We start from the raw sequence: 21733 nt of genomic DNA, 5'->3' as shown, positions 1-21733 counted from the left end.
TCAGGGCCTATTCAGTGCCCCGAACCCAATGCTCGGTCCAATGCGCCACGCCATCGCCCTCGTCGCCATCTGCCTGACCGCCGCGGCCTTCGTCGCCGGCGGCGAAGGCTCCATGGCCGAGGATGCCGCGGGGACGCAGACCGCCCAGGCCGCCCTGTCGCCGGTCCCGCGGGTCGAGAACTGCCTGTCGCCCGCCGACATGCGCGAGGAGGTGGGCGAGCGCCGGGTCATCGAGCCGATCGCCGCGATTCGCGCCGCCCGCACCGTGATCCCCCGGGCCGAGATCCAGCGCGCCAGCCTGTGCAGGAACGAGGACGGCCTTGTCTATATGCTGACGGCCTTGCGCCGGGACGGTCATTTCGTGCACGTCATCGTCGATGCGCGCACCGGCAAGGTCGCGGGCCAATATTGACGGGTCGTCGCCCGACCGGAATGGAGTGAGACGTGCGCCTGCTCGTCGTCGAGGATGACCGGGACATCAACCGGCAGGTCGTCGCCGCCCTGGAAGAGGCCGGCTACGTGGCCGACAAGGCCTATGACGGCGAGGAGGGCGGCTATCTCGGCGAGAGCGAGCCCTACGACGCGATCATCCTCGACATGGGCCTGCCCAAGGCGGACGGGGTCAGCGTGCTCCAGAAGTGGCGTCGCGCGGGCGTGAAGACGCCGGTCATCATCCTCACCGCCCGCGACCGCTGGTCCGACAAGGTCGACGGCTTCGATGCCGGGGCCGACGACTACGTCACCAAGCCCTTCCACATGGAGGAGCTGATGGCCCGCGTCCGCGCCCTCCTGCGCCGGGCGGCGGGCCACGCCAGCAGCCAGATCACCTGCGGACCCGTCACCCTCGACACCCGCTCCGGCAAGGTCTTCGTGGACGGCGCCCAGGTGAAGCTCACGAGCCACGAATACCGGCTGCTCTCCTACCTGATGCACCATACCGGCCGGGTGGTCTCCCGCGCGGAGCTGACCGAGCACCTGTACGATCAGGATTTCGACCGCGATTCCAACACCATCGAGGTGTTCGTCGGGCGCCTGCGCAAGAAGCTCGCCGTCGATCTGATCCAGACCGTGCGCGGCCTCGGCTATCTCGTCGATCCGAATCAGCCCGCGGCGCGGGTGTGACGACCTGGGCGAACCTCCTGCTCGTGCGGCAACCGTGAGCGAGCCCGTCGCCGACGCGCCGGTGCGTCGCCTCGTCCGGCTCCTGTCCCTGCGGCGGCGGTCGATCGCCGTGCGGCTTGCCGTGTCGGCCTTCCTCTCGAGCTCGGCGATCCTGCTGATCGCCGCCTGGATCCTCACCACGCTCTACCGCGAGAACACCGAGCGCGCCTTCGACAGCCGCCTGCTCGTGTTCACCAACAACCTTGCCACCGACCTCGTCACGCCCAACGATCCCGAGAGCCGGACCTTCTCGCTGGGCGACCCGCGCTTCGACCTGCCCCTGTCCGGCTGGTACTGGCAGGTGGGCAAGCCGGATGCGAAACCGCGCGACATCCGCACGTCCCGCTCCCTCGTGGGCGTGCCGCTGCCGCCCGCCAAGGACGCCGACGGCAAGGCCGGCGTCGGGCAGATCCGCCAGGGCTACGGCAAGGGGCAGGACGGCCGCCTGCTCCGCATCATGGAGCGCGACGTCGATCTCGGCGAGGAGGGCCGCTACACGGTGCGCGTGGCCGGGCCGGCGGACGAGATCGTCAACGACGTCGAGCGGTTCCGCAACAGCCTCTACATGACCTTCGCCCTTCTCGGTGGGTCGCTGGCGCTGACCACCCTGCTCCAGATCCGCTTCGGCCTCGCGCCGCTCAAGAAGATGCGGGCGGCTCTGGGCACGATCCGCCGGGGCGAGGCCGACCGGATCACCGGCACCTACCCCCGGGACATCGCCCCGCTGACCGGCGAGGTGAACCTCCTCATCGAGACCAACCGGGAGATCCTGGAGCGCGCCCGCACCCAGGTCGGCAATCTCGCCCACGCCCTGAAGACCCCCCTCTCGATCATCGTCAACGAGGTCGGCAGTTCCGACGCGCCGGAGGATCTCGCCCAGAAGATCCGCGAACAGGCGGCGGTGATGCGCGATCAGGTGAACTACCACCTCGACCGCGCGCGGGCGGCGGCGCTGGCGGGAACGCTGGGCACCTCGACGGAGGTCGAGCCGGCGCTCGCCGGCCTCGTGCGGACCTTCGGCAAGATCTATCGGGACAAGGATATCGCCTACGAGGTCCACGTCCCGCCGGGCCTGCGTTTCCGGGGCGAGCGCCAGGATTTCGAGGAGATGGTCGGCAACCTCGTCGACAACGCCTCGAAATGGGCGCACGGCCGGGTGGCGATCCGGGCCGAGATCATCGCACGCGACGGTTATCCCCACCTCGTGGTGGCGATCGAGGACGACGGCCCCGGCCTGCCGCCCGAGGCCCGGCAGGCGGTACTCGGACGCGGGCGGCGGCTCGATGAATCGAAGCCGGGCTCCGGCCTCGGCCTCTCCATCGTCGCCGACCTCGCCGCCCTGTACCGGGGCCGTTTCAGCCTGGACGAGGCCGCCCTCGGCGGCCTCAAGGCCGTGCTGGAGGTCCCCGGCGACGCGGCCACCGGCGGGCCGACCCTGTGACCGGAGGAGCCGCCGGTGGACGACGCGACCTCCCCCGCGCGGCCTCAGGGGCGGCGAGGGGCGCCGGAACATGGGTTGTCAGCCGGCCCTCGTTGGGTGACACCGTGACGCCCGTTCCCGGCGTCGCGTCTGGTCGGAGCCGCCTCCATATGACGACCGGACCGGTCCGGTCCGAACGCGGGATCCGATGACGGCGATCTGGTTCATTCTGGCGGGCATGACCGCCCTGGCCGTGCTCGGCCTGCTCTGGCCCATGTCGCGGCGGGCCTTCGACCCGTCGCGCGAGGGGCCGGATGTCGGCGTCGCCACCGAGACGGCCTTCTACGAGGACCAACTCGCCGAGATCGACCGCGATCTCGAACGCGGCCTCATCGCCCCCGAGGAGGCCGAAGCCGCCCGTGCGGAGGCCGCCCGGCGGCTTCTCCGGGCCAGCAAGGACGCCGACAAGACGGCCGTCGAGGATTTCCGCCTCGCGGAGCCGCGCCTGCGCCGCCGCAGGGCCGCCTCGGCCTTCGCCCTGTCCACCATCCCCCTGGTGGCCCTCATCGCCTACGGGCTCTACGGCTCGCCTGAGCTTCCCGCCCAGACGGACGCGGACCGCACGGCCGCCCGGGGCGGCAACGACGAACTCATGAAGGCCGTGGGGCAGATCGAGTCGCGCCTTGCCCGCAACCCGGACGATCTGCGCGGCTGGCAGGTGCTCGCACCGGTCTATATGCGCACCGGTCGCTTCGACGACGCGGCCCGCGCCTACGGACAGGTGGTCCGCCTCAACGGCGGCAGCGCCGAGGCCCTGTCCGACCAGGCCGAGGCCCTGACGGCGGCGGGCGACGGGACGGTCACGCCCCAGGCCAAGGCCCTGTTCGAGCAGGCGCTGGCCAAGGACCCCAAGGCGCCCAAGCCGCGCTTCTACGTTGCCCGCGCCGCCGAACAGGCCGGCGACACGGCGGAGGCGATCAGCCAGTTGACCCAGCTCGAATCCTCGAGCCCGCCCGATGCCCCCTGGCTCGGCGCCGTCCGGTCGGCCATGGCGCGCCTGAAGGGCGAGCCGCCGCCGCCCGCCCAGGCCCCGGCGTCCCGCGCCATCCCCGCCGAGCAGCAGGCCGCGATCCGCGGCATGGTGGACGGCCTCGACGCGCGATTGAAGTCCGGCAGCGGCACGCCCGACGAATGGGTCCGGCTGATCCGGTCCCGCACGGTGCTGGGCGAGCGCGACGAGGCGCAGGCGGCCCTCGCCCGGGCCCGCACCGCACTCGCGGGCGATCCCCAGGGATTGGCCCATGTGGAGGCCAGCGCCCGGGAGCTCGGCCTCGGCCAAACCTCCGGCCAAACTTCCGGCCAAGCCCCCGCTCAGGGTGGCGGGCCGCGGGCGGGCGCGTCCGTGCCGTCCGTTCCGCCGGCGGACGGCCAGAGCCCGGAGGGCCGCGCCGAGACGGAAGCCGCCATGGCCGCGATGCGGGCCATGCCTCCGGCGGAGCGGGATGCGGCCATCCGGGGCATGGTCGAGGCCCTGGACCGGCGCCTCATGGCCAAGGGTGGCAGCCCGGACGAATGGATGCGCCTGATCCGATCCTACAGCGCGCTGGGCGAGCGGGAGAAGGCGGCCCAGGCCGTGGAGCGCGCCCGCATGGCGCTGGCGGCCAACACCGAGGCCGTCGCCCGGATCGCGGATTTCGCCAAGGAGCTCGACCTTCCGTCGCCTGTCGCCAAAGGTCGCCCCTGACGCCGCGGGGCCTCCCCCGCCCTTGACCGGCGGGCCGCGCGGACCGACACCCGTTGATAACCGACATCCAGGGATCGAGGCCCGACGGCCTCGGGGGGGAATGGTAGCCGTGACGCGCAAGAAGCGCCGCCTGATCCTGATCACCGTGTGCGGAAGCGTGCTCGCGCTCGCCGTGGGCCTGATCCTGTTCGCGATGAGCGGGTCGATCGTGTTCTTCCGCTCGCCCTCCGAGATCGAGGCGCAGGCCATTCCCGTGGGCACGCGCCTGCGCCTCGGCGGCCTCGTTCAGGACGGCTCCCTGAAGCGGGGGCCCGGTCAGACGGTGAACTTCGCCGTGACGGATCACGGCGCGACAATCGCCGTCCAGTACACCGGCCTTCTCCCGGACTTGTTCCGAGAGGGTCAGGGCGTCGTCACCGAGGGCGTGCTGGAGCCGGGCAACCACTTCAAGGCCGACACGGTGCTCGCCAAGCACGACGAATCCTACATGCCACGCGAGGTCGCCGACGCCCTCAAGAAGCAGGGTCGCTGGCAGGAGGGCGGGGCGCAGGGGGCGCCGGCCCTCGCTTCCGCCAAGGCGGCTCCGGTCAAGGCCGATTCCAGCTCGGCCGACGCCACCCCGGCGGCCGGCGGCGCACTCGGGCCGCGCAGCGAACGGTGAGGCGGACGTGATCGTTGAGACCGGACATTTCGCCCTCGCTTTGGCGCTGGCCCTCTCCCTCGTCCAGATGGTGATGCCCGTCTGGGCGGCGCGCTCCAGCGACCCGGCCCTGCGGCAGACCACCTCGCAGGCGGCGCTCGGCGCCTTCGCCTGCGTGCTCTTCGCCTTCGCCGCCCTGACCTGGGCGCACGTCTCGTCGGACTTCTCGGTCCAGAACGTGGTGGAGAATTCGCACACCCAGAAGCCCTTGATCTACAAGATCTCCGGCGTCTGGGGGAACCACGAGGGCTCCATGCTCCTCTGGGTGCTGATCCTCACGCTGTTCGGCGCCTGCGTCGCCGGGGCGCGCAATTCCGTGCCACCGCGCCTGCGGGCCAACACGCTGGGCGTGCAGGGCCTCATCACCTTCGTGTTCGTGCTGTTCATCATCACGACGTCGAACCCCTTCACGCGCGTCGTGCCGGCGCCGCTGGAGGGCCGGGACCTCAACCCGTTGTTGCAGGATCCCGGCCTCGCGATCCACCCGCCGCTCCTCTACCTCGGCTATGTCGGATTCTCGATCACCTTCGCCTTCGCCGCCGCCGCGCTGATCGAGGGGCGGATCGATGCCGTCTGGGCGCGGGCCGTGCGCCCCTGGACGCTCGCCGCCTGGGTGTTCCTCACGCTCGGCATCGCGATGGGCTCGTACTGGGCCTATTACGAACTCGGCTGGGGCGGATGGTGGTTCTGGGATCCGGTCGAGAATGCCTCGCTGATGCCCTGGATCGCCGGGACGGCACTCTTGCACTCCACGGTGGTGATGGAGAAGCGCGATGCGCTGAAGGTCTGGACGGTGCTGCTTGCCATCCTGTCCTTCTCCCTGTCGCTCGTCGGCACCTTCATCGTCCGTTCCGGCGTGCTGACCTCGGTGCATTCGTTCGCCACGGACCCGACGCGCGGCGTCTTCATCCTGGCGATCCTCGTTCTGTTCATCGGCGGATCGCTCACGCTGTTCGCGTGGCGGGCGCCGCTCCTGCGCCAGGGCGGATTGTTCGCGCCGATCTCGCGGGAGGGCTCGCTCGTCCTCAACAACCTGTTCCTCGTGGCCGCCTGCGCGACGGTGTTCGTGGGCACCCTCTACCCGCTGCTGCTGGAGATGCTGACGGGCGACAAGATCACGGTGGGGCCGCCCTTCTTCAACGCGACCTTCGTGCCGCTGGCCATTCCGCTCCTGCTGATCGTCCCTTTCGGGCAGACGCTGGCCTGGAAGCGGGGCGACATGCTCGCCGCCTCGCAGCGCCTGTTCGTGGCCCTCGGCGTCGCCCTCGTGGTCGGCCTCGCGGTGCTGGCGATGACCTGGGGCGGGCCGATGATGGCGCCCGTGGGCGTGGGTCTCGGCGCCTACCTCCTGATCGGCTCGGCCCTCGAGATCGTGAGCCGTGCCCGGGGCTACGGCGTCCGGCGGACGCGCTCCCTGGGCGTGATCGCGCAGCGGGCCGTGGGCCTGCCGCGGTCCGCCTGGGGCACGGCGCTCGCCCATGCCGGCGTCGGCGTCGTGGTGATCGGCATCGCCGCCCAGGGCTGGGCGAGCGAGGGGCTGGCGAGCCTCAACCCCGGCCAGAGCCTGACCGTCGGCCCCTATGTGGCGACGCTCGACCGGGTCGCCCCGAAGAAGGGCCCGAACTACGAGGAGGCGGGCGCCTTCGTCACCATCCGCGACAGGGACGGGCACGCCATCGGCGAGGTCGAGACCGGCCGCCGATTCTACCCGAGCCGTCAGATGACCGTGACGGAGTCCGGCCTGCTCACCCGGGGCTTCAGCCAGGTCTATGCGAGCCTCGGTGAAGTCGGGAAGGACGGCTCCATCGGCCTGCGCCTGTACTACAAGCCCCTCGTCCTCCTGATCTGGCTCGGGGCGGTGGTCATGGCGCTGGGCGGGGCACTCTCGCTGACGGACCGGCGGATGCGGGTCGGCGCCCCGGCTAAGGCGAAGGGCCGGGCGGTCGCCCGCGGCGCGGTGCCGGCGGAATGAGCGCCGTCCGGCCTATCACGGGCGGGCGGAGGTGGTCCGGGCTGGTTCTGGCCGTGCTCCTTCTTGCGCCGCTCCCGGCCCAAGCCGTCCAGCCGAGCGAGGTGCTGAAGGACCCCGCCCTGGAGCACCGGGCGCGGGAAATCTCCGAGGAATTGCGCTGCCTCGTCTGCCAGAACCAATCCATCGACGATTCCGACGCGCCGCTGGCCAAGGACCTGCGCCTGCTGGTGCGGGACCGCCTGGAAAAGGGTGACAGCGACGCGGCGGTGAAGAGCTACATCGTCGCCCGGTACGGCGAGTTCGTGCTCCTGCGACCGGTCTTCGCCGCCCACACCCTGATCTTGTGGTTGACTCCGGCGCTCGCCGTGCTGCTCGGCGCCCTCGGGATCTGGCGGTTGGCCCGCCGCCGTCGGCCCGCCGCCGCGCAGCACCTGTCGGCGTCCGAGGAGGCGGAGGTCGCGGCGCTGCTGCGCCGGGAGTAGGCTTCCGGCACGCCAGCCCGATTCGCCGGCCGACGCGCGGCACGGGATTTGGATCAGGAGGCCGGATCGGTGCCATGCCGGAGGGGACGATGAACGCCACGACCCTGACCATCTCCAGCCGTAATTATTCCTCGTGGTCGCTGCGGGGCTGGCTCGTCTGCCGCATGGCCGGGCTCGACTTCTCGACGGAGGTGCTGTCGGGCACCGACTCGACGAGCCGGGCCGAATTGCTGCACCTCTCGCCCTCCTTCCTCGTCCCGCGGTTGCGGCACGGGGACGTGGTGGTGTGGGACACCTTCGCGATCGCCGCCTACCTCAGCGAAACCTTTCCCGAGGCGGGCCTGCTGCCCCGGGACCGGGCCGAGCGGGCGCATTGCTATTCCATTGCCGGAGAGATGCATTCCGGCTTCGTGAACCTGCGCTCGGCCCTGCCGATGAACCTGAAGGCGTTCCATCCGGGCTTCCGGCTGTTCAACGGCGCGAAGGCGGATATCGAGCGCATCATCACGATCTTCGACGATTGCCTGGACCGCTACGAGGGGCCTTACCTGTTCGGATCGCAACCCTGCCTTGCAGATGCGATGTTCGCGCCGGTCTGCACCCGCTTCCGGACCTACGACGTGAAACTGCCGCCCGCCGCCGCCGCGTACCGCGACACGATCCTGCATTGGCCGCTCATGGTCGAGTGGGCCGAGGAGGCGGCGCAGGAACCGGAGGAGATCGAAGAACTCGATATGGAGTTCTAAAAGCTGCACTTTTGTTCATGGCGTCGTCGGGAGTTCGACGGGTTTCCCCTGTCGAATCGCATCGGATGCCGGTCGCCCATGATACCGGCGGTACAGCGTTAACGAATGCCGCGGGCGGACAAGTGCCCCAATAAGACGTCCGCATGGTAACAGTCTGACAGAGGATCTTTGTCAGGCGACCGGACTGCGCGATTGATGCGCACCTGCAATTCTGTTCCTCTTCGAGCTTAGAAAAGGAACAGACTGGGCAGGAAAGTTTCATGCTGCGTCACGAGCCCTGGAGCGCCGAGCGGGCCTCGGGCATCATCGCCGACCACGTCCACCTCGAGGGGGCAACGCTGCCGATCCTGCATGCGTTGCAGGAAACCTTCGGCTACGTAGATTCCGGCGCCATCCCGCTGATCGCTGATGCCCTGAACATCTCGAACGCCGAGGTGTTCGGGTGCGTCAGCTTCTACCACGACTTCCGCAAGGCGCCGGCCACCGGCCGCCACGAGGTGAAGCTGTGCCGCGCCGAGGCCTGCCAGGCCATGGGCTCGGACGCCCTGCACCGGGAGATCCTGGGCCGTCTCGGTTGTGACTGGCACGGGACGGCCAAGGACGGCTCGGCCCATGTCGAGCCGGTCTATTGCCTCGGCCTCTGCGCCAACGGTCCGGCCGCGCTCGTCGACGGCGAGCCCGTCGCGCATCTCACCGCCGACGCCCTCGAAGCCGCCCTGACGGAGGTTCGCCAGTGAGCGTCACCCTGTACATCCCCCGCGATGCCGTGGCCCTGGGTCTCGGCGCCAACAAGGTCGCCCGCGCGCTGTTCGCGGGCGCCGAGCGGCGCGGGCTCGACGTCACCATCGTGCGCACCGGCTCCCGCGGCCTGTTCTGGCTGGAGCCGATGGTCGAGGTCGCCACGAAAGAGGGGCGCGTCGCCTACGGGCCCGTGACCCTGAAGGACGTGGATGACCTCCTCGATGCCGGGCTGACCACGGGCGGCGACCACGCTCTCCGCTTGGGTGATCCCGAAACAATTCCCTTCCTCGCCAAGCAGCAGCGCCTCACCTTCCACCGCTGCGGCGTGATCGATCCGGTCTCCGTCGAGGATTACCGGGCGCATGGCGGCTATCGCGGCCTGGAAAACGCGCTGAAGCTCGATGCCGAGGGCATCGTCGCGGCGGTGCGCGAGTCGGGCCTGCGCGGGCGCGGTGGCGCCGGCTTCCCGGCGGGCATCAAGTGGAACACGGTGATGCTCGCCAAGAGCGAGCAGAAATACGTCGTCTGCAACGCCGACGAGGGCGATTCCGGCACCTTCGCCGACCGGATGATGATGGAGGGCGACCCCTTCAACCTCATCGAGGGCATGACCATCGCCGCCGTCGCGACGGGGGCCACTCGGGGGTACATCTACCTGCGCTCCGAATATCCCCAGGCGTTCGAAACCCTGAAGGAGGCCATCGTCAACGGCGTGAAGGCCGGGGTGCTGGGCGAGAACATCCTCGGCTCCGGCAAGACCTTCCATCTGGAGGTTCGCCTCGGCGCCGGTGCCTATATCTGCGGCGAGGAGACCTCGCTGCTGGAGAGCCTCGAGGGCAAGCGCGGCATCGTGCGGGCGAAGCCCCCGATCCCGGCCCTGAAGGGGTTCCTGGGGAAGCCGACGCTCGTCAACAACGTCATGACGTTCACGGCCGTGCCGTGGATTCTGGAGAACGGCGCCAAGGCCTACGCCGACTACGGCATGGGCAGGTCGCTCGGCACCCTGCCGATCCAGCTCGCGGGCAACATCAAGCATGGCGGCCTGATCGAGCTGGCCTTCGGCATCACGCTCCGCGAGGTGATCGAGGAGTATGGCGGCGGCACCCGCTCGGGCCGTCCGGTCCGGGCCGTGCAGGTCGGCGGGCCGCTTGGCGCCTACTTCCCCGATCACCTGCTCGACACGCCCCTCGATTACGAGGCGATGGCGGCCCAAAAGGGCCTCGTCGGCCACGGCGGCATCGTCGTGTTCGACGACACCGTCGACATGGCGGCCCAGGCCCGCTTCGCCTTCGAGTTCTGCGCCACCGAATCGTGCGGCAAGTGCACGCCCTGCCGCATCGGCGCGACGCGCGGCGTCGAGACCATGGACAAGGTGATCGCCGGCATCCGGCCGGAGGCGAACCTGAAGCTCGTCGAGGACCTCTGCGAGGTCATGACCGACGGCTCGCTCTGCGCCATGGGCGGCCTGACGCCGATGCCCGTGATGAGCGCCATCACCCATTTCCCCGAGGATTTCAGGCGCGCCGGGGATCTCCCGGCTGCGGCTGAGTGAGGAGGCTCCGATGGCCCTCATCAAAGAGATCGACTACGGCACCCCGATCCGGGTCGCCGAGCAGACCGTCACCCTGACCATCGACGGCATGGAGGTCACGGTCCCGGCCGGCACCTCCGTCATGGCCGCGTCCACGATGGCCGGGACGCAGATCCCCAAGCTCTGCGCCACCGATTCCCTCGAGCCCTTCGGCTCGTGCCGCCTCTGCCTCGTGGAGATCGAGGGACGCCGCGGCACCCCGGCCTCCTGCACCACGCCCGCCGAGAACGGCATGGTCGTGCGCACGCAGACCAACAAGCTCGCCAAGCTCCGCAAGGGCGTGATGGAGCTGTACATCTCCGATCACCCGCTGACCTGCCTGACCTGCGCCGCCAACGGCGACTGCGAGTTGCAGGACATGGCCGGCGTCGTTGGCCTGCGCGACGTGCGCTACGGCTACGACGGCGACAACCACGTGGAGCCGACCGCCGAGAAGTACCTGCCGAAGGACGAGTCGAACCCGTACTTCACCTACGACCCGTCGAAGTGCATCGTCTGCAACCGCTGCGTGCGCGCCTGCGAGGAGGTGCAGGGCACCTTCGCCTTGACCATCGAAGGCCGGGGCTTCGACAGCCGCGTTGCCGCCGGGCCGACAAACTTCATGGAATCCGAGTGCGTGTCCTGCGGCGCCTGCGTTCAGGCCTGCCCGACCGCGACGCTCCAGGAAAAGACGATCCACGAGTTCGGCCAGCCCGAGCACGCGGAGGTCACCACCTGCGCCTATTGCGGCGTCGGCTGCTCGTTCAAGGCGGAGATGCAGGGCACCCGCGTGGTGCGCATGGTCCCCTACAAGGGCGGCAAGGCCAATGAGGGCCATTCCTGCGTGAAGGGCCGTTTCGCCTACGGCTACGCCACCCACAAGGACCGCATCACCAAGCCGATGATCCGCGAGAAGATCACGGATCCGTGGCGTGAAGTGTCCTGGGAGGAGGCGATCAATCGCGCCGCCTCCGAGTTCAAGCGCATCCAGGCCAAGTACGGCAAGGACTCCGTCGGCGGCATCACCTCATCCCGCTGCACGAACGAGGAGGCCTATCTCGTCCAGAAGCTGGTCCGTGCCGCCTTCGGCAACAACAACGTCGACACCTGCGCCCGGGTCTGCCACTCGCCGACCGGCTACGGCCTGATGTCCACGCTCGGCACCTCGGCCGGCACGCAGGACTTCAAGTCCGTCGAGGATTCGGACGTGATCCTCGTGATCGGCGCCAACCCGACCGACGGCCACCCGGTCTTCGGCTCGCGGATGAAGAAGCGCCTGCGCCAGGGCGCCAAGCTCATCGTGGCCGATCCCCGCAAGATCGACCTCGTGAAGTCGCCCCACATCAAGGCGGATTTCCACCTGCCGTTGAAGCCGGGCTCCAACGTCGCCTTCATCAACTCGATGGCCCACGTCATCGTCACGGAAGGGCTGATCGACGAGGCGTATGTGCGCGAGCGCTGCGACCTGCCGGAGTTCGAATCCTGGGCGCGCTTCGTCGCCGAAGAGCGACACTCCCCGGAGAACCAGCAGCAGTTCACCGGCCTCGACCCCGAGGCCGTGCGCGGCGCGGCGCGGCTCTACGCCAAGGGCGGCGCGGCCGGCATCTACTACGGGCTTGGCGTCACCGAGCACAGCCAGGGCTCGACCATGGTGATGGGCATGGCCAACATCGCCATGGCCACCGGTAACATCGGCAAGCTCGGCGCGGGCGTGAACCCGCTCCGTGGCCAGAACAACGTTCAGGGCTCCTGCGACATGGGCTCGTTCCCGCACGAGCTCACCGGCTACCGCCACGTCTCGGACGATGCCACCCGCGAGAGCTTCGAGGCCCTGTGGGGCGCCAAGCTCGACAACGCGCCGGGCCTTCGCATCACCAACATGCTGGACGAGGCCGTCGATGGCTCGTTCAAGGGCATGTACATTCAGGGCGAGGACATCGCCCAGTCCGACCCCGATACGCACCACGTGACGGCGGGTCTGATGGCGATGGAGTGCATCGTCATTCAGGACATCTTCCTGAACGAGACGGCGAAATACGCCCACGTCTTCCTGCCGGGCGCCTCGTTCCTCGAAAAGGACGGGACCTTCACCAATGCAGAGCGGCGCATCAGCCGCGTGCGCAAGGTGATGCCGCCGATGGGGGGCTACGGCGATTGGGAGGGCACCATCCTTCTCGCCAAGGCGCTCGGCTACGAGATGAACTACAGCCACCCGTCCGAGATCATGGCTGAGATCGCGAGCCTCACCCCGAGCTTCACCGGCGTGTCCTACGCCAAGCTCGACGAACTCGGCTCGATCCAGTGGCCGTGCAACGAGAAGGCGCCGCTCGGCACCCCGATGATGCACGTCGACCGGTTCGTGCGCGGCAAGGGCCGGTTCATGATTACCGAGTTCGTGCCGACCGAGGAGCGGACGGGGGCGAAGTTCCCGCTCATCCTCACCACGGGCCGCATCCTGTCCCAGTACAATGTCGGCGCGCAGACCCGGCGGACCGAGAACTCGCGCTGGCACGAGGAGGACGTGCTGGAGATCCACCCCTTCGATGCCGAACTGCGCGGCATCGTGGACGGCGATCTCGTCTCGCTGGAGAGCCGTTCGGGCGACATCGCCTTGAAGGCCCATGTCTCCGAGCGGATGCAGCCGGGGGTGGTCTACACGACCTTCCACCACGCCAAGACCGGCGCCAACGTCATCACCACCGACTATTCGGACTGGGCGACCAACTGCCCCGAGTACAAGGTGACGGCGGTGCAGGTGCGGCGGACTAACCGGCCCTCCGACTGGCAGGCGAAGTTCTACGAGGAGGATTTCTCCCTCACCCGGATCGCGCAAGGTGCGGCCAAGGAAGCGGCGGAGTAAGCGCGATGGCGGCGGCGACCCAGGAAGACAAGCTCCTGCGGATGGCGAACCAGATCGCCTCCTTCTTCCGGTCCTACCCGGAGGAGGAGGCGGTGGCCGGCATCCACAAGCACATCGAGGCGTTCTGGACGCCGAAGATGGTCCACAGGCTCGAGGCGGCCCTGCCGGGTTTCGGCGACAAGGCGGACATCCTTGTCCGCCGGGCCCTACATACGGACGAGCCGGCGGCCGAAAGCCCGGTCCGTCCGGCGACCCGCGACCCGCAGAAGCTCGGTGAGGGCGCCAGCGACGCCGGTTGAACGAGGATGCCGCCAAGCATCGCCTGGTGGCATCCGTGAAAAAATCGGACGGTTCTCAGGGATTAATCTGAGGGTCGGCTCGCCTCAGCTAGCCGCGCCCGCGCCTCCGCGCTAAGTGTATTTCGCATTACGGCCCGATCAACGAGGCCGTTGCGGGAGGTTGCGGATGAGTGCTGGGCTTGCGGGCGCGGTCGTGCCCGGTGTGTCGCATGGCTTCCTGACGCGAGAGCGCACGATCGCCAAGCCCGGTTTCAACCGTTGGCTCGTTCCCCCCGCCGCCCTCGCCATCCACCTCTGCATCGGCATGGCCTACGGCCTGTCGGTCTTCTGGCTGCCGCTGAGCCGGGCACTCTCGGTCGGCCAGCCCGCGCCGGCGGCCTGCCCCGACATGGGCGTGATGACCGCCCTCGTCACCACCACCTGCGATTGGCGCGTCAGCGACCTCGTCACGGTGTTCTCCATCGGCATCGTCGTGCTCGGCCTGTCGGCGGCGCTGTTCGGCGGTTGGCTGGAGCGGGCGGGTCCGCGTAAGGCCGGGCTCGTGGCGGCCCTGTGCTGGGGCGGCGGCTTCCTGATCGGCGCCCTCGGTGTCTACATCCACCAGCTCTGGCTGGTTTGGCTCGGGATGGGGCTCGTCGGCGGCATCGGCCTGGGTCTCGGCTACATCTCTCCGGTCTCGACCCTGATCAAATGGTTTCCCGACCGGCGCGGCATGGCCACCGGCATGGCGATCATGGGCTTCGGCGGCGGGGCGATGATCGGCTCGCCGCTGGCCGACAGCCTGATCAAGTCCTTCCGCACGGCGGATTCCGCGGGTGTCTGGCCGACGCTCGCGGTGATGGGCATCGGCTACCTGCTGTTCATGACGGCCGGGGCGCTCGGCTACCGGGTTCCCCCCGCCGGCTGGAAGCCGGAGGGTTGGACGCAGCCGACCTCCTCCAGCGCGATGATCGCGGCGGGGCACGTCCACCTCCGGGACGCGCACAAGACCTTCCCGTTCTGGATGCTGTGGCTGGTGCTCTGCCTCAACGTCTCGGCGGGCATCGGCGTCCTGGCGCTCGCCTCGCCGATGCTGCAGGAGATCTTCGGCGGCGCGCTGATCGGCCAGCCGGGCACGGCGCTCTCGGCCCTCGACGGCGGGCAGAAGGCGCAGGTCGCCGCCATCGCGGCGGGCTTCGTCGGCCTGCTCTCGCTCTTCAACATCCTCGGGCGATTCTTCTGGGCCTCCCTCTCGGACCGGATCGGGCGCAAGGCCACCTACGCCACCTTCTTCCTCCTCGGCGGGCTGCTCTACGCCGCCGCCCCGAGCGCGGCGAATGCGGGGGCGCAGGCGCTGTTCGTGGGCATCTTCTGCGTGATCCTGTCGATGTACGGCGGCGGCTTCGCCACCATTCCCGCCTACCTCGCGGACATCTTCGGCACCCAGTTCGTGGGCGCCATCCACGGGCGGCTGCTCACCGCGTGGTCCACGGCCGGCATCGTCGGTCCCTTCGTGGTCACCAAGATCCGGGAGATCCAGGCGGCGGCCGGGGTGCAGGGGGCCGACCTCTACGGCCGGACGATGTACATCCTGGCGGGCTTCCTGGCGGCGGGCTTCGTCTGCAACCTGCTGGTCCGGCCGCTCGCCAAGCGCTGGTTCATGCCGGACGCGGAGGTTGCCGCCCTCGCCGCAGGGGAGGGCGTTCGCCCGGCGAGCTCGGGCTCCTTCGGCATCGGCCGGGGCGGGTTCAGCCTCGGGGCGCTGCTGGCCTGGGCGGTGGTGGGCATCCCCATCCTCTGGGGCATCGGCATCACCCTGTCGAAGGCGCTGATCCTGTTCCGGTGACAGGACGGAGGCCCCCCGGATTGTCCCGGCCTCCTCGCACGCTTACGTCAGGCCGATCGACAGGCCGGGACTGACCGCGTGATCGACAAGCTCGACTTCCTGCTCGCGCTGGCCCGCGAGCAGCATTTCGGCCATGCCGCCGAAGCCTGCGGGGTGACGCAGCAGACGCTCTCGGCCGGCGTGAAGCAGCTCGAGAATCGCTTCGGCGTGCAACTCGTCCTGCGCGGCTCGCGCTTCCAGGGCTTCACCCCGGAGGGCGAGCGGGTGCTGGCCTGGGCCCGGCGCATCGTCGCCGATACGCGCGCCATGCACGAGGAGGTGACGGGCCTGCGCCGGGGCCTCACCGGCCACCTGCGCATCGCCGCCGTCCCCACCGCCCTGCCGATGGTCGCCCGGCTGACGACGCCCTACCGCGAGCGGCACCCGGACGTGCGGCTGTCCATCGAGTCGGCAACTTCCGCCGACATCTTCTCCCTGATCGAGAACCTGGAGGCCGATGCCGGCCTCACCTACCTCGACAACGAACCCCTCGGCCGGGTGGTCTCGGTGCCGCTCTACCAAGAGCGCTACCGGTTCGTGACGGCGGCGGGCGGCCCCTTCGACGGACGGGACTCCATCACCTGGGCCGAAACCGGCCGCGTCCCCCTCTGCCTGCTCACGCCCAACATGCAGAACCGCCGCATCATCGATCAGCAGATCCGGGCGGCGGGCGGCGAGCCGGCGGCCACCCTCGAATCGAATTCGATGATCGTGCTGGTCAGCCACGTGCGGACGCTCCGCTGGGCCTCGATCATGCCGGAGGTGCTGGTCGATGCCCTGGGCACCATCGAGGGCCTGCACGCCATCCCGATCACGGCGCCGGACCTTGTCCACACGATCGGCCTCGTGGCGCCCCGGCGGGATCCCTCGACGCCGATGGTCACGGCCCTGGTCTCAACCGCCCGGATCCTGGCGCAGGCCATGGCGGCGGAGGGCTTGGCGCCTCCCGCGTAGCGGCCGCGCTATCGTGGATCCTCATCGCTCGCGACGACCGGGCGCCAAAATAAAAAAGGCCGCCGGTATGGCGGCCTTTCAAAACACACGATCGATCGATCTTACTTGATCTTGCTTTCCTTGAACTCGACGTGCTTGCGCACGACCGGATCGTACTTGCGCGCGGTCAGCTTCTCGGTCTGCGTGCGGGAGTTCTTCTTGGTGACGTAGAAGTAGCCCGTGTCGGCGGTGGAGACGAGCTTGATCTTGACGGTGACGGCCTTGGCCATGGCGGTTGCTCCTGAGCGGCTGGCATTCCGCCGCGCAAGCGAAACGCAAAAGGGCCGGGAAGACCCGGCCGAATGAGGCGGGTGGGATGCCCGATCGGGGCGGGAAGGTCAAGGGGAGAGGCGCCCGGCCCCTCGCCCACGGCTCGCCAGGATCGCCGCCGCGTAGGCAAGGAACAGCAGGAGCAGGGCGTAGGCGAACCCGTCAGGCGGGATCAGGTCGAGCCCGCCGCCGATCACCGGCGGCCCGAGGATCAGCCCGACATTGTAGAGCACCACGAAGGCGGCATTCGCCCCGGCGAGGTCGCCCTGCGGCACCCGCGCGCCCAGGGTCGCCAGCCCGACCGTGTAGAGCGTGCCCGCCAGCCCGCCCCACAGGAACAGAATCGTGCCGAGGCCCAGCGCCGAGCCCGAGGCGACGGGGATCAGGGCGGAGCCCACCGCGCAGGCCAGCGTCGTGCCGAGGAGGACGGAGACCCGGTCGATCCGGTCGGCGAGCCATCCGAAGGGGATCTGGAACAGCACGTTGCCCAGCGCGATCAGGCTCACGAGGCTCGCCGCGCCTTGCGCGTCGTAGCCGATCCGCAGGCCGTAGAGGGGCAGGATCGCGAAGATGCCCGTCTCGACCGCGCCGTAGGTCAGCGCCGCCAGCAGCGCGGCGGGGGCGAGGCGGACATAGCCGAGGAGGCCCCGCCCGGCCCCGCCCTCCACCGCCGGGGAGAGGCCCCGGGCGAGGAGCACCGGCAGGAGGCCCGCCAGAACCAGGGCGGCCCCGAGGAAGTAGGGCCAGGGTCCCTCCGTCCCGACGAGGGCGATCAGCACCGGGCCGACGCCGAAGCCGAGGGCCAGCACCGTCGTGTAGACGCCGAGGATCAAGCCCCGCCGCTCGGGCGGCGCGGCCGCGTTGATCCAGTACTCGGACAGGACGAACAGGACGCCGAGCCCCGCCGAGAAGACGAAGCGTAGGGGAAACCACGGCCACAGGCCGGGTGTGAGCGGAAAGGCGATCAGGCTCACGGTCGAGATCACGAGCGAGGCCGTGAGCAGGGGAATGACGCCGAAGCGCGCGGCCATCCTCGGCACGAAGGGCAGGATGCAGATGCTGCTGATCCCGGCCATCGCCGTGTTGAGGCCGATCAGGGTGCTCGACGCCCCCCGGCGCTCCATCTCGATCGACAGGAGCGGGATCGACAGGCTGAGGCCGATGCCCACCACCGCGACGCAGACGATGGCCGCCGCGATGGCCGCGACCCGCTCCCGGTCGCTCGGAGCCCACCCTGCCTCGACGGCCGAACTCGATTCCTGAACGCGTGTCACAAAAAGTCCCGCTCTCGGCGACCGTATCGCTCGAAGTGGAAGGGGATCGGCCGGTGCGGCGCGAAGTCGGCGGCGATCTGGATGTCCAGTTCGTCGAGGATCGTGCGGGTGATGAAGGGCAGGTCGAGGTCGCGCGCCTTCTCGAGGCGAACCCAGGCCAACTCGGTGAACTCGCAATCCTCCCCGACCCGGGCCGGTTCCTCCGTCGCGACGGCGCTGCGGTCGACGGTGAAGAACCGGGTGTCGAAGCGCCGCACGCGCTTGGGTGGGGTGATGGCGCGGGCGACGAGATGCAGCGCCTCGAGATCGGGCAGCACGCCGTGGCGGTGGAACGCCTCCCAGCCGGCGGGCACGGTCTCGGGCGGGCCGTACTCGGCGGTGCCGAGCAGGAGGCCGGTCTCCTCGTAGGTCTCGCGGATCGCGGCGAGCGCCAGCGCCCGGCCGAGGTGGTGCGGCGGACGGCTGAGCCGCCGGGCCAGGGCCGCCTCGGCATAGTCCGGCAGGGCGTTCGCCACCGGCATCGCCCGATCACCGAGTTCGATCCGCCCGCCGGGAAACACGAACTTGCCCGGCATGAAGGCGAGGCGCGGGCTGCGGCGGCCCATCAGCACCTTCGGACCGCCACGTCCGCGCCGGTCCAGGATGATCATGGTCGCGGCGTCCCGGGGACGGAGGCTGGCGGCCGGACGTGCCGAGTCAGGTGCGGCCTGAGGGGCCACCGGGTCCGGCTGGGGCAAGGCTGATCTCCTCCGGCCCCGGAGCGGGGCGGGCCCGCGGTAGCGCGGCGAAGCCGTGCATGCCAAGGGCGTATTGCAGCCCCACGACCGCCCCCTTCACGGGCTGGAGCAGCCCGAGGGCGAGCAGCAGGGTAAAGACCGGCCACACCCCCATTTCGACCCACAGTGGTACGTCGTAGGCGCTTTCGGTCTCCAGAATCAGGTAGCCGACGAGGTGGGCCACGATGAAGATCACCACGTAGGGCGGCAGGTCGTCGGCACGATGGTGGTGCAGTTCGAGGCCGCAGGCTTCGCAGTCCGGCCGCACCTTCAGGAACCGGCCGAACAGCTTGCCCTGCCCGCAATGGGGGCAGCGGCCGATGAAGCCCCGGGCCATCGCGCGAATGAGACCGGTGCGAGTGGGTGCGGGCGTCGTGGGCATCCTTGGCACTCCCTTTCCGTCAGTGCGAGCGCATCAACGCCATCCAGGGACGCGGGTCGCTTCCGAATGTGGTGTATCCCTGGATTGCTTCGCTGACGCTCGCAATGACGAAAGCGCTCACCGCCGCGAGCCGCGATGGCGCGACCCGGTGTTGCGGATTCCGGGGGGGCGTCCGGCCGGCGCCGCCTTGAACGGCCGTCCGGGGCTCTTCTTCGGCCCGCCACCGCCGCGGGTGCCCTTCCGCCCTTCGCTCAGCAACTCGAAGCGCAGCGCGCCCGCCACGGGGGCCGCCTCCACGAGGCGCACCTCCACTTGGTCACCCAGCCGGAACGTCTCGCCGGTGCGCTCGCCGACAAGGGCGTGGCGGCCCTCCTCGTGGCGGAAATAGTCGGCGCCGAGTTGCGAGATCGGCACGAACCCGTCCGCTCCGGTCTCCGCCAGCTTGATGAACAGGCCGGCGCGGGTCACGCCGGAGATCTGCCCGGCGAAGGTCGCGCCGATCCGGTCGGCGAGGTGGCCGGCGATCAGCCGGTCGATCGTGTCGCGCTCGGCCGCCATCGCCCGGCGTTCGGTGGAGGAGATGCCCTCGCCGATGGCGGCGAGGTCGCCCACCGAGACGCCGGTCGGCAGGCCGCCCGACCCGAGCTGGCAGGCGGTGATGAGCGCCCGGTGGACGATGAGGTCGGCGTAGCGCCGGATCGGCGAGGTGAAATGCGCGTAGCGGCGCAGGTTCAGGCCGAAATGGCCGAGGTTTTCCGGCGAGTAGACCGCCTGCGCCTGGCTGCGCAGGACGACCTCGTTGATGAAGATCGCGTGCTCGGTCTCGGCCACGGAGCGCAGGACCCGGTTGAACAGGTCGGGCCGCAGCGCCCCCTCCTTGGGCAGCTTGACGCCGATGGAGGCCAGAACCTCCCCGAGGACCCGCATCTTCTCCAGGGCCGGTTCGTCGTGGACGCGGTAGATCAGCGGCTGCTTGGCCGCCTCCAGGGTCTCGGCGGCGGCGACGTTCGCCTGGATCATGAACTCCTCGATCAGCCGGTGGGCGTCGAGGCGCTCCGGCACGATCACCCGATCGACGCCGCCCTCGGCCGTCAGCAGCACCTTGCGCTCGGGCAGGTCGAGGGCCAGCGGCCCGCGCCGGTCCCGGGCGGTGCGCAGGGCGGCGTAGGCCGTCCAGAGGGGCCTCAACGCGGTGTCGAGGAGCGGCGCGGTCTTCTCGTCGGCATGGCCGTCGATGGCCGCCTGGGCCTGGGCGTAGGAGAGCTTGGCCGCCGAGCGCATCATCACCCGGTGGAAGGTATGCCGGCGCTTGGTGCCGTCCGCGGCGATGACCATGCGCACGGCGAGCGCAGGCCGGTCCTCGCCCTCCCGCAGGGAACAGAGATCGTTCGAGATCCGCTCCGGCAGCATGGGGACGACGCGGTCGGGGAAGTAGACCGAGTTGCCCCGCTCCAGCGCCTCGCGGTCCAGGCTGGTGCCGGGGCGGACATAAGCGGCGACGTCCGCGATGGCCACGGTGACGACGAAACCGCCCGCATTGGCCGGGTCCCCGTCGGGTTCGGCCATCACCGCGTCGTCGTGGTCCTTGGCGTCCGGCGGATCGATGGTCAGCAGCGGGCGGTCGCGCCAATCCTCGCGGCCCTTGAGGGTCGCGGGCTTCACCGCGTCGGCCTCGGCCAGCGTCGCGTCGGCGAAGACGTGCGGGATGCCGTGCAGGTGGAGCGCGATCAGGCTCACCGCCTTCTCGGAGCCCAGCGAACCCAGCCGCTCCTTCACCCGTCCCTTCGGCAGGCCGAAGCGGGTCTCGCGTTCCAGCGCGACGCTCACGAGGTCGCCGTCCCGGGCTTCGCCCTCCTCGCCCGGCGGGATCAGGATCTCCTTGCCCTGGCCCTTCTTGTCGACTGGCACGATCCGGCCGCCCTGGGCGCCTGCCCGGTAGACGCCGATGATCTCGGCCTTGTTCTTGCCGATGACCTTGATCACCCGGCCGGAATACCCGCCCTCGGCGTCGCGCTCGACGCGGATCAGCGCCCGGTCGCCGATGCCCGGCGCCGGGCGTTTGGCACCGCGCCCGCCCCGCACTGGCATCAGCACGATGGACGGCGGCTTGCCCTCGCCGGACCATTCGGCGGGGACGGCGAGGAAATCACCGTGCCGGTCGCGGGAGCGGATGTCGGCCAGCACCACCGGCGGCAGGCGACCGGACGCCGCGAGGCCGCCGCGCCCGCGATCCAGGGCTCCATCCTGCTCGATCTCCTTGAGGAGCGCCTTCAACTCGATCTTGGCCGCGCCCCCCTTCACACCGAAGGCCTTGGCGATTTCGCGCTTGCCGACGCGCTCCTTCGATTCGGCGACGAAGGCGAGGATCTGCTCGCGCGTGGGGAGCGTCGGAGGAAGGGCGGGGTCCGCCTTCGCGCGGGTGCGGGGTGCCAACGATCCGTGCCGTGTCTGGAGAAAGGGCGGCGCCGTCATGGAGGTC

Annotated in this window: 19 protein-coding genes; 14 read left to right on the top strand and 5 right to left on the bottom strand. The window is 69.9% G+C overall.

Annotated elements, in window-relative coordinates; genetic code table 11:
- Positions 1-40: 40 nt before the first annotated feature.
- The 14 genes from MFF06_RS01665 to MFF06_RS01600 all read left to right on the top strand — a co-directional run bounded on the left by MFF06_RS01665 (position 41) and on the right by MFF06_RS01600 (position 16513).
- Positions 41-412, top strand: coding sequence for a PepSY domain-containing protein (locus tag MFF06_RS01665; protein ID WP_238201300.1), 372 nt, complete (start codon positions 41-43; stop codon positions 410-412).
- A gap of 32 nt (positions 413-444) precedes the next feature.
- A complete protein-coding gene (locus tag MFF06_RS01660; protein ID WP_238201244.1) occupies positions 445-1122 on the top strand; it encodes a response regulator transcription factor in 678 nt (225 codons plus the stop codon).
- Between the two features lie 34 nt (positions 1123-1156).
- Positions 1157-2602, top strand: coding sequence for a sensor histidine kinase (locus tag MFF06_RS01655; RefSeq protein ID WP_370876535.1), 1446 nt, complete (start codon positions 1157-1159; stop codon positions 2600-2602).
- Positions 2603-2789: 187 nt separating this feature from the next.
- Entirely contained in the window at positions 2790-4325 is a 1536-nt protein-coding gene (ccmI, locus tag MFF06_RS01650; protein WP_238201243.1) for a c-type cytochrome biogenesis protein CcmI, read from the top strand.
- A gap of 109 nt (positions 4326-4434) precedes the next feature.
- Entirely contained in the window at positions 4435-4986 is a 552-nt protein-coding gene (gene ccmE, locus MFF06_RS01645) for a cytochrome c maturation protein CcmE (protein WP_238201242.1), read from the top strand.
- Between the two features lie 7 nt (positions 4987-4993).
- The gene (locus MFF06_RS01640) at positions 4994-6997 is read left to right on the top strand and encodes a heme lyase CcmF/NrfE family subunit (RefSeq protein WP_238201241.1); all 2004 of its coding nucleotides are present in this window, start codon (positions 4994-4996) and stop codon (positions 6995-6997) included.
- Positions 6994-7479: a cytochrome c-type biogenesis protein gene (locus MFF06_RS01635; RefSeq protein ID WP_238201240.1), complete on the top strand. Its 486-nt coding sequence runs from the start codon at positions 6994-6996 to the stop codon at positions 7477-7479. Before MFF06_RS01640 ends, MFF06_RS01635 begins: the two co-directional genes overlap by 4 nt.
- Before the next feature lie 89 nt (positions 7480-7568).
- Positions 7569-8225 (top strand): glutathione S-transferase family protein, encoded by a 657-nt coding sequence (locus MFF06_RS01630; protein WP_238201239.1) that lies wholly within the window; start codon positions 7569-7571, stop codon positions 8223-8225.
- A gap of 260 nt (positions 8226-8485) precedes the next feature.
- The gene (locus tag MFF06_RS01625; RefSeq protein WP_238201238.1) at positions 8486-8962 is read left to right on the top strand and encodes a formate dehydrogenase subunit gamma; all 477 of its coding nucleotides are present in this window, start codon (positions 8486-8488) and stop codon (positions 8960-8962) included.
- On the top strand, positions 8959-10518 hold the full coding sequence (locus MFF06_RS01620; RefSeq protein ID WP_238201237.1) for a formate dehydrogenase beta subunit: 1560 nt from the start codon (positions 8959-8961) through the stop codon (positions 10516-10518). Before MFF06_RS01625 ends, MFF06_RS01620 begins: the two co-directional genes overlap by 4 nt.
- Before the next feature lie 10 nt (positions 10519-10528).
- Positions 10529-13396: a formate dehydrogenase subunit alpha gene (gene fdhF / locus MFF06_RS01615; protein ID WP_238201236.1), complete on the top strand. Its 2868-nt coding sequence runs from the start codon at positions 10529-10531 to the stop codon at positions 13394-13396.
- Between the two features lie 5 nt (positions 13397-13401).
- On the top strand, positions 13402-13695 hold the full coding sequence (locus tag MFF06_RS01610; protein ID WP_238201235.1) for a formate dehydrogenase subunit delta: 294 nt from the start codon (positions 13402-13404) through the stop codon (positions 13693-13695).
- Positions 13696-13861: 166 nt separating this feature from the next.
- Positions 13862-15520 (top strand): OFA family MFS transporter, encoded by a 1659-nt coding sequence (locus MFF06_RS01605; protein WP_238201234.1) that lies wholly within the window; start codon positions 13862-13864, stop codon positions 15518-15520.
- Positions 15521-15598: 78 nt separating this feature from the next.
- On the top strand, positions 15599-16513 hold the full coding sequence (locus MFF06_RS01600) for a LysR family transcriptional regulator (RefSeq protein ID WP_238201233.1): 915 nt from the start codon (positions 15599-15601) through the stop codon (positions 16511-16513).
- A gap of 101 nt (positions 16514-16614) precedes the next feature.
- Here MFF06_RS01600 and rpmG read toward each other — a convergent pair whose 3' ends face one another.
- From rpmG to rnr, 5 genes are all read right to left on the bottom strand, one after another.
- Complete coding sequence (gene rpmG / locus MFF06_RS01595; protein ID WP_238201232.1) at positions 16615-16782, bottom strand: 50S ribosomal protein L33; 168 nt, start codon at positions 16780-16782, stop codon at positions 16615-16617.
- 108 nt (positions 16783-16890) lie between these two features.
- Complete coding sequence (locus MFF06_RS01590) at positions 16891-18096, bottom strand: MFS transporter (protein ID WP_238201231.1); 1206 nt, start codon at positions 18094-18096, stop codon at positions 16891-16893.
- Positions 18093-18815 (bottom strand): NUDIX hydrolase, encoded by a 723-nt coding sequence (locus MFF06_RS01585; protein ID WP_238201298.1) that lies wholly within the window; start codon positions 18813-18815, stop codon positions 18093-18095. Before MFF06_RS01585 ends, MFF06_RS01590 begins: the two co-directional genes overlap by 4 nt.
- Positions 18793-19254, bottom strand: coding sequence for a DUF983 domain-containing protein (locus tag MFF06_RS01580; protein ID WP_238201230.1), 462 nt, complete (start codon positions 19252-19254; stop codon positions 18793-18795). The genes MFF06_RS01585 and MFF06_RS01580 overlap by 23 nt, the downstream gene beginning before the upstream one ends.
- 117 nt (positions 19255-19371) lie before the next feature.
- Positions 19372-21687 (bottom strand): ribonuclease R, encoded by a 2316-nt coding sequence (gene rnr, locus MFF06_RS01575; RefSeq protein ID WP_238201229.1) that lies wholly within the window; start codon positions 21685-21687, stop codon positions 19372-19374.
- Positions 21688-21733: the final 46 nt, after the last annotated feature.

The organism is Methylobacterium aerolatum (genome assembly GCF_022179085.1).
GTDB classification, from domain to species: Bacteria; Pseudomonadota; Alphaproteobacteria; order Rhizobiales; family Beijerinckiaceae; genus Methylobacterium; species Methylobacterium aerolatum.
The sequence above is the reverse complement of the archived record's forward strand: the minus strand, read 5'-3'. Positions and strand labels throughout refer to the sequence as shown.

Bases quoted from the DNA above. Each gene is read 5' to 3' on its own strand.
- MFF06_RS01665 (WP_238201300.1), top strand. From the start codon at position 41: ATGCGCCACGCCATCGCCCTCGTCGCCATCTGCCTGACCGCCGCGGCC.
- ccmI (WP_238201243.1), top strand. From the start codon at position 2,790: ATGACGGCGATCTGGTTCATTCTGGCGGGCATGACCGCCCTGGCCGTG.
- MFF06_RS01635 (WP_238201240.1), top strand. From the start codon at position 6,994: ATGAGCGCCGTCCGGCCTATCACGGGCGGGCGGAGGTGGTCCGGGCTG.
- MFF06_RS01630 (WP_238201239.1), top strand. From the start codon at position 7,569: ATGAACGCCACGACCCTGACCATCTCCAGCCGTAATTATTCCTCGTGG.
- MFF06_RS01625 (WP_238201238.1), top strand. From the start codon at position 8,486: ATGCTGCGTCACGAGCCCTGGAGCGCCGAGCGGGCCTCGGGCATCATC.
- fdhF (WP_238201236.1), top strand. From the start codon at position 10,529: ATGGCCCTCATCAAAGAGATCGACTACGGCACCCCGATCCGGGTCGCC.
- MFF06_RS01610 (WP_238201235.1), top strand. From the start codon at position 13,402: ATGGCGGCGGCGACCCAGGAAGACAAGCTCCTGCGGATGGCGAACCAG.
- MFF06_RS01605 (WP_238201234.1), top strand. From the start codon at position 13,862: ATGAGTGCTGGGCTTGCGGGCGCGGTCGTGCCCGGTGTGTCGCATGGC.
- rpmG (WP_238201232.1), bottom strand. From the start codon at position 16,782: ATGGCCAAGGCCGTCACCGTCAAGATCAAGCTCGTCTCCACCGCCGAC.
- MFF06_RS01580 (WP_238201230.1), bottom strand. From the start codon at position 19,254: ATGCCCACGACGCCCGCACCCACTCGCACCGGTCTCATTCGCGCGATG.